The 7603-nt window shown below is 52.8% G+C and carries 8 protein-coding genes; 6 read left to right on the top strand and 2 right to left on the bottom strand.

Annotation, left to right across the window (positions count from 1 at the left end):
• From H627_RS0114940 to H627_RS18690, 3 genes are all read left to right on the top strand, one after another.
• Nucleotides 1–957: RNA-guided endonuclease InsQ/TnpB family protein (locus tag H627_RS0114940; protein WP_027829567.1), on the top strand; the 957-nt coding region annotated here is incomplete at its 5' end.
• Nucleotides 958–1140: 183 nt separating this feature from the next.
• Nucleotides 1141–1863 (top strand): hypothetical protein, encoded by a 723-nt coding sequence (locus H627_RS0114935; protein ID WP_056990086.1) that lies wholly within the window; start codon nucleotides 1141–1143, stop codon nucleotides 1861–1863.
• Between the two features lie 232 nt (nucleotides 1864–2095).
• The gene (locus tag H627_RS18690; RefSeq protein WP_051225471.1) at nucleotides 2096–2692 is read left to right on the top strand and encodes a GNAT family N-acetyltransferase; all 597 of its coding nucleotides are present in this window, start codon (nucleotides 2096–2098) and stop codon (nucleotides 2690–2692) included.
• 2 nt (nucleotides 2693–2694) lie between these two features.
• Here H627_RS18690 and H627_RS0114925 read toward each other — a convergent pair whose 3' ends face one another.
• Complete coding sequence (locus H627_RS0114925) at nucleotides 2695–3168, bottom strand: glutathione peroxidase (RefSeq protein ID WP_027829565.1); 474 nt, start codon at nucleotides 3166–3168, stop codon at nucleotides 2695–2697.
• 126 nt (nucleotides 3169–3294) lie between these two features.
• Here H627_RS0114925 and H627_RS0114920 point away from each other — a divergent pair, with 126 nt between their 5' ends.
• The 3 genes from H627_RS0114920 (at nucleotide 3295) to H627_RS0114910 (ending at nucleotide 7226) form a co-directional block, all read left to right on the top strand.
• Nucleotides 3295–4377: a M24 family metallopeptidase gene (locus H627_RS0114920; protein WP_027829564.1), complete on the top strand. Its 1083-nt coding sequence runs from the start codon at nucleotides 3295–3297 to the stop codon at nucleotides 4375–4377.
• Between the two features lie 211 nt (nucleotides 4378–4588).
• Nucleotides 4589–6040, top strand: coding sequence for an APC family permease (locus H627_RS0114915; RefSeq protein WP_027829563.1), 1452 nt, complete (start codon nucleotides 4589–4591; stop codon nucleotides 6038–6040).
• A 58-nt stretch (nucleotides 6041–6098) separates the two neighbouring features.
• Complete coding sequence (locus H627_RS0114910) at nucleotides 6099–7226, top strand: ArgE/DapE family deacylase (RefSeq protein ID WP_027829562.1); 1128 nt, start codon at nucleotides 6099–6101, stop codon at nucleotides 7224–7226.
• A gap of 59 nt (nucleotides 7227–7285) precedes the next feature.
• On the opposite strand, the gene H627_RS0114905 is transcribed toward H627_RS0114910, so the two are convergent.
• On the bottom strand, nucleotides 7286–7603 hold a 318-nt coding region (locus tag H627_RS0114905), incomplete at its 5' end, for an IS3 family transposase (protein WP_027829401.1).

Genomic DNA, 7603 nt, shown 5'->3' with positions numbered 1-7603 from the left:
TTCCAGAACTATTTCAAGGGCTTAGCGGAAGAGCCGCGCTTCAAGGGCTATCATGCCCGCCAAGTGGCTTATTTCAGCGGTGCGATCCGCGTTCAGCGCGACCGTATCAGATTACCACTGATTGGTTGGCTGCGGCTTTCTGAATTTGGTTATTTGCCCACTGATGACCGGCTTCAAAAAATCGGGTATCACATCACTGGCTGCTGGGTCAGCCGCTGGGCGAATGACTATTGGGTGGTGGTGGCTACTGATGAGCCGGCACCAACCCAGCCAGTCGCACACACGGAGACCGAGTTAGGCCTGGGCATTGATCTGGGCATCAAAGATATGGCCATTTTGAATACCGGCAAAAAGTTTATCAATATTTCCAAAACGTCCTATTACTACCACGTGGAAAAGATGAAGAAACGCTGGCAGGCCCGCTTGGCCCGGCGCAAAATTGCGGCCGAGAAGAGTTTCGCCAAGAATCACCCGCATCAAAAGGCTGGTTATCTGACCAGTCGAGGCATCGAAGAGGCTCGATACTATCTGACCCGCTGGTCAGCTAAACTGGCAAAGATCAACAAAGAAACGGTACGCCAAGCCATTGCGCAAATTGTTAAGCTTAAACCGCCGCATATCACCGTGGAAAAACTCAATATCAAGGGGATGAAGGCCAATCCCAAGTTGGCACCCAGTATCCAAAAGTTGGGACTTTCTTACTTCAAGACTTGGCTCACGTGGCAGTGTCTAAAGCATGGCATTGAGTTGCGCGAAGTCAGCACCTGGTATCCCAGTACAAAGTTATGCAGCACCTGCGGCACTTACAATCGAGCTCAATTCCACGGTACGATGGCGGATCTGGCCGTCCGCCAATTCAATTGTCCGCACTGCGGATTATCCATCGATCGCGACGTGAATGCCGCAATCAACTTGCAACAAGCAACAGACTATACGGTCCTTACGGCAACTGAATAAGATTGAGGTGCGAGCCTCCATACCCGACGTTCACGGGAACTTCAAGGCCAGGAATCAGTGTTAGACTCGACTGCCAGGCTACCCTAGTTGGCTGAGAGCATCTCGGACAGACCATCGTCTGGAGAACCGGCAATTATCTTATTTAGTACCATTTGGCACCTAAAAAGGAACGGGAGGAACGATTTGAAGAGGATTTTGGCGCCGGTACTGCTGGCAATCACGGGATTCGGTGCGCTTGGTGCATTGAGCGGGTGCGAACCGCAAAAAAGCCAGCCCAGCGCGGCTCAGGTCAGCAAGCAAAAGGCGGATGCTGTCAGTAAACGGAAAGTCCAGGCCGTTCAGGCAAAAATCAAGGACGGTACCTATCAGTTTGCAGAATTGCCCAAAGAGAATCTGTATACCCCTTATCGGTTCACCACCGCCTTGGGTGAATTCACCACGGGGGAAAGTTATCTCGCTGGCGGGGGCAAGAGTGAAACAGACCCCAACGCTTGGACTGGTTTCAAAATCGATTATACGTACAAGAACACTACCAACCAGCCCCAGGACGCGGTCAAAGCGTTCTCCCGTGTCTTCCGGGTGCAAACAATGCAGATCTGGCAGCCAACTAAATTAAAAGCAATCAAAGCGATTCCCACATTCAGCGGTTATCACGGAATGGATGGCCCGCGCACAGAACAAGATGCCCGGCGTATCGCCAATCGCGGCAAACTAGTCCAGCCGGGCGAATCAATTGATGTGATCAATGCGTACGGAGTTTCAGCAAAAGTCTACGCCAACAACGCTCCCAAAAAGAAAATCAAAAAACTGGCACCATTGAATTACACGATCGACGTACTCGCTGATCCGGACAATAAAGTCGTACTCAAACGATATGACGCCGAAATCGTTTGGCGCTTCGACTAGCCACAAAAAGCAGGAACGTCTCGCCAATATGCGGGGAATTCCTGCTTTTTCTAATATAGATCCGTCAACGTGACCTGCTCGTTCTATACACCTTCACTTTGAAACACAATCATATCAGCCCTCCAAAATGCAGCACTAAAGTGCAACGGCAATCATATTTTGAATTAGGACTACGAAAACACCCGCTACCGTGCAATACTGGTATGTAATTCTTGTTCAGGAGCTGATGTCCATGCACCATGCTGGTACCCAACCAATTCGAACGAAACGCTTGATTCTGCGCCGCTTCACTCCGGCCGACGCCGCTGCGGCGTATCACAACTGGCAAACCGATCCGCAAGTGACCAAGTATCTCACCTGGCCGCCCTATACTGACTTCGCCCAAGCCCAAGAACGCATCGCCTGGGTCGCCGATCAGTATGCCCAGCCGAATTTCTACTACTGGGCCATTCAGCTCGCCGACCAGTCGGCCGCCGTGATCGGCAATATTGCTGTCGTTCGGGCGGACGAAAACATCCGCTCACTGGCCATTGGCTACGTGTCCGGCCAAGCCTGGTGGGGCCACGGTTATATGCCGGAAACACTGCGGGTGGTGATCGACTTTCTCTTCACTAATACTGATGTCCAGCGAATCGAAGCCACCCACGACGTGCGCAATCCGGATTCTGGCAAAGTCATGGCCAAGGCCGGGATGCGGAAAGAGGGCGTGCTCCGCCAACGAGGACGCAATAATACCGGTGTTTGCGACGAAGCCATGTATGCGATTTTGCGTAGTGATTGGACCAAAAAAGCCGCCCCATCGCACGGATTGAGCGGCTCAGCCAGCTAGGCCTATTTAACTTCTAACGCCACGGCAACATCCGCCGCAAATTTCTCCGGCTTCGTCGTCGGCGCGTAACGATGCAGCAGCTTCCCATCCCGGCCGATCAGGAATTTCGTATAATTCCACTTGATCCGACCATGACCGGAAGCGTCCTTCAAATACGTGAACAACGGATCTTCATCGTCCCCGTTGACCGCCACTCGCTTGGTCATCGGAAAGGTGACGCCGTAATGCATCTGGCAATACTCGCTGGCCGCTTCGTCTGTGTCGAGTTCTTGATGGAACTGATTCGAGGGCAGCCCCAATACCGTGAACCCTTGGTCATGGAATTGCTTGTACAGCTTTTCTAACCCCGTCAACTGCGGTGCTAAACCGCATTTACTGGCGGTATTCACGATGAGCAGGACCTGCCCCTTATAGTTCGCTAACGGTAAAGACTGGCCGTTCATTTCGGTTTCTTTAAAATCATAGACACTGGTCATCCGCGATCACTCCTTCGTGGCTTCACTATACCACCGGGAAATTCGGTTGTACACCAACGATTCGTGACACCATGCGCCGTCTGCGCTACGATGGCAGTGATCCAATATAATTAAGGAGAGATGTGTATGGCCCGAGTAGAACGATTCATTCAGAAATTGAACGAGAAACACATTGCGCAGTTCGTGATGCTCAACCCTAAGAATATTACGTACGTGACCGGTTTTACCGGCGACGAATCCCTGCTGCTGGCAACCCCGAATAAGCTGACGTTGGTCACTGACGGCCGTTTTGTCGAACAGGCGAAGCGAGAAATGCCGGAAAACGTGACGATCTATCGCTGGCAAAAGGGCTTGCTGGCCGACACCATCAAGCTGATCAACGAAAGCGGCCTTGATTCCGTCGTTTTCGAAGCCGACCAGCTGACCTACGAGCAGGGCCGCAAGTTTGTCGAGGCCATTTCTCCCGACGTCATTCCCATGAGCGGCGTGGTAGAAGAAATGCGCTGGACCAAGGACCCGGAGGAACTGGCTGATATTCGTAAGGCCGTTCAGGTCGTGGATGCCACCTTCCTGTATATTCTGGGCGAGATCCACCCCGGCATGACCGAAATGGCCGTGGCCGCGAAGATGGAATACTTCATGAAGACCCATGGCGGCGAAGGCACCTCCTTTGATACCATCGTCGCTTCCGGCATCCGTTCCACCTTTGCCCACGGTGAAGCCAGCCATAAAGTGATCGAAGCTGGCGATATTCTGACCATGGACTTCGGCGCCCTGGTTAACGGCTACGCTTCTGACATGACCCGGACCATCGCTATCGGCACCGTTGATCCGAAGCTGGAGAAGGCCTATTATCAAGTGCTGGAAGCGGAGCAGGCCGGTATTGATGCCGTGACCGCCGGTATGACCAGCCGGGAACTGGATAGCATCATCCGCGGTGTTTTCAAGAAGTACGGTGTGGAACAGTACTTCATCCACGGCGCCGGCCATAACGTGGGTCTGGACATCCACGAAGGGCCCTACATCACGTCCCGGCCGGGCGAAGGCGACATCAAGTTCCAAGCTAATATGCTGGAGACGATCGAACCCGGCCTATACTTCCCTGGTCTGGGCGGCATCCGCATCGAGGATGATGTGCTGATCACCGACGGGCAGAGCGAAGTCCTGTCTACGGCGCCGCGGCGTGATTTGATCAAGATTCCGGTTTAATGTTTGGATTTCCATCAACATTCTGGTGATTTTTTGCCAGAATGTTTTTTTTGAAACCGATTTTCGTTCTGGGCGGGCCGCTGGCGGACAAGTATAATAATTTTAACTTAAGTCTTGGGAGAAAAATGACCATGCCCCATTGGGATAACGATCCTCCGCAGTGTGTCGTAATCATCGGTAATTGATTGCCAACCCTGAGGAGGAAAATAGTTTGGATAAAGATCTGGCACCGCATTATATTAAATGGCCCACGCTGGCTCTACTGACTTTCGTCACTGTCATTGGCTTCGAAGATTTAGTCTACCCGTTTCAGAATCAAGGCCTCGCCGTCGTCTTTTCTTGGATCTTCATGGTGGTGGCCTACGTACTGCCGTATGAATTGATTTCAGCCCAAATGGGATCGACGTTCAGCGAAGCCGGCGGCGGGCTGGCGACTTGGTCCCGCCACGCCATTGGCGACGCTGCCGGATACTGGACCGGCTGGATGTTTTGGGCCTCCCTGCTGCCCTATCTGGTCGACGTGGCCAACTCGGTCATCGTCTCCTTGTCCTGGCTGGTATTAGGCAACAACACCCTGGATAAATATATGACAGATAAAATGTTTGGTATCTTCACCTTTGCCGTCATTCTGATCTTCCTGCTCACCCAAAACCTGGTCCAGCACTCCATGGAATTCATGAGCATGCTGGGCGGCGCGGCGATGTTTATCATGACGATCCTGTTTGTCTTGATGACTGGTGCCGGCGTGGCCGCGGGCGGGTTCCATATCGCCACCCAACCCTTTGATTGGTCGGCCTTCATTCCGAAATTCGACACGCACTATTTCGCCACCACCGGTCTGCTGATCTTCGCCGTTTCCGGGGCAGAGCTGGGGGCGGCATATATTACGAAAATGCGCGACCCGAAACACGAGTTTCCAAAATCCATGATTATGCTGGCCTGTATGAGCGGCTTTCTCACCGTCTTCGGGTCCCTGGCCATGGGCGTGTTCTTCAACGCCCACCACTTGCCGGATGACTTGAAGATGAACGGTGCGTTCTATGCCTTCGAGCGGCTCAGCGCCGCGTGGGGCCTGGGCAAGTTCCTGCTGTACGTCTACTCCGCCGTTTCTTTGACATACATGCTGGCCCAACTCGCCGTACTGATCGACGCCTCCAGCCGGGTGCTGGCCGTCGACACCTCCGCCCGCTTCATGCCCAAGTGGCTGCTGCGGAAGAACAAGTTCGGCCGGCCGATCCATTCCTACGTCCTGACCGCCGGTATTTGTCTCTTCCTGCTGCTCCTGTCCGGCACCCTCCCCAGCATTAATTCGATTTTCAACTGGCTGCTGAACCTGAATGGCATCGTCACACCCTACAAGAGCTGCTGGGTCTTCGCCGGTTTCATTGCCCTGCGCCTGCATGAAGAAAAGTTCAATTCCCCCTTCGTATTCATCAAACACCGCTGGTTAGCCATTCTGATTGGCGCTTGGGGCTTCAGCTTTGCCTTCGTCTGCGCCAGTTTAGGTGTCCTGCCCCAAGAAGGCGCCGTCTTCTCCGGCATTTGGTTCCATCAGTTGTTCTTAAATATTATTTCCGTAGGTGTGCTCTTTGGTCTGGGCGGCGTGATGCCGTTATTAGCGAAGATTGGCCAGCATGAAGAGGCAACCACACCGGTGGAGTAGCTGCTTGTCTCCGGCGACAGAAATGACTAAGCTGAAGCCAAAAGGATGTGTTGTGTTAATGAATGACGACGTCGCGTTTTTAACCAAACTGGTTCAAACCGATTCAGCCAATGACCACGAAGAAGCAATTGCCCACTTGCTTCAAGAAAAGCTGGCCAGCGCGGGCATCACGAGCAAGCTGATTCCGTACGCGCCCGGCCGGAGTAATTTGGTCGCCGAAATTGGCAGCGGTGATGACATTTTAGTTTTTGAAGGGCATCAAGATACCGTCAGCCTCGGTAATCCCAAAGAATGGACCTATCCCGCTCTGGGCGCGGAAATCCATGCCGGTGAGCTGTACGGCCGCGGGTCCGCGGATATGAAGAGCGGTTTAGCCGCCATGGTGCTGGCCCTGATTCGGCTGAAAAAGACCGGCTTCACTGGGCACGTACGACTGCTGGCAACGGTCGGCGAAGAATACGGGGCCATGGGTGCCGACCAATTGCTGGCAGCCGGCTACGCCGACGATATCAGCGGGTTGATCGTCGGCGAACCGACCTCGTTGAAAGTCTTATTCGGCCACGCCGGCTCTCTGAACTATAAAATCATCAGTCACGGCAAATCAGCCCACAGTTCTGAACCGCAGCGGGGCGTGAATGCCGTGGAGAAACTGGTCGATTTTATTGTCGCCGAACGGCACGCCTTCGATGATGTGCCGGTAGATCCGGTGATTGGCCCGCTGGCCCACAGTGTCACTGTTTTGCAGGCGGGCGATCAGGTGAATACGATCCCTGATTTGGCAGTCGCCGCGGGCAACATTCGGCCAACACCGAGTTTCCGGAATGATGCGGTGATTCAGCGGTTACAGGATATTGTAACGAAACTGAATGCCCGGGGCGATGGCACCTTAGAGTTCAGTCTGACCCATAGTTTCTTGCCGGTTATTTCTAAAAAGGATGGCCGGTTAGTGACCGCGGCGAACAAGGCGATCACAACGGTGCTTGGGCGCCCAGCAGAGCTGGCCATTATCCATGCGGCCACGGATGCATCGGTTTATACGAAATCGAAGCATGCTTTTGAAACGATTATTTATGGGCCCGGCAGCATGAGCATTGCCCATCAGATTGACGAGCACGTGAATGTTCAGGATTACCAGCAAGCAATTGGTACTTACGAACAGATTGCCCGGGATTACTTCGCAAATTGACAAAAAGGCTGATACGAAAATTGAAGTGCAACAAAAAAGTTAGACAGTTTGGAAATTAATTACGCAGCGGTTTGATTCCGATATTCAATCGGGGTCAGGCCGTTTTTGTTCAGTGAAATTCGATCATGATTAAACCATCTGGCGTAATGCGTCACGATTTGTTTCAGCTCCTTAATATCCTTAATCGGTTGTCGATTGAGACGTTCACGCTTAAGCAGGTTGAAGAAACTTTCCATTGGGGCATTGTCATGACAGTTGCCTTTGCGGGACATGCTTGGAACGATTCCCATGGCGTGTAACCGGATCTGGTATTCACGGGTTTGGTATTGCCAGCCTTGATCGGAATGCATGATCGGTGTGACGCCAGAAGGCAGTTT

The sequence above is a fragment of the Schleiferilactobacillus harbinensis DSM 16991 genome, assembly GCF_000425885.1.
GTDB lineage: Bacteria > Bacillota > Bacilli > Lactobacillales > Lactobacillaceae > Schleiferilactobacillus > Schleiferilactobacillus harbinensis.
This window is presented reverse-complemented; position numbering and strand designations above follow the sequence as displayed.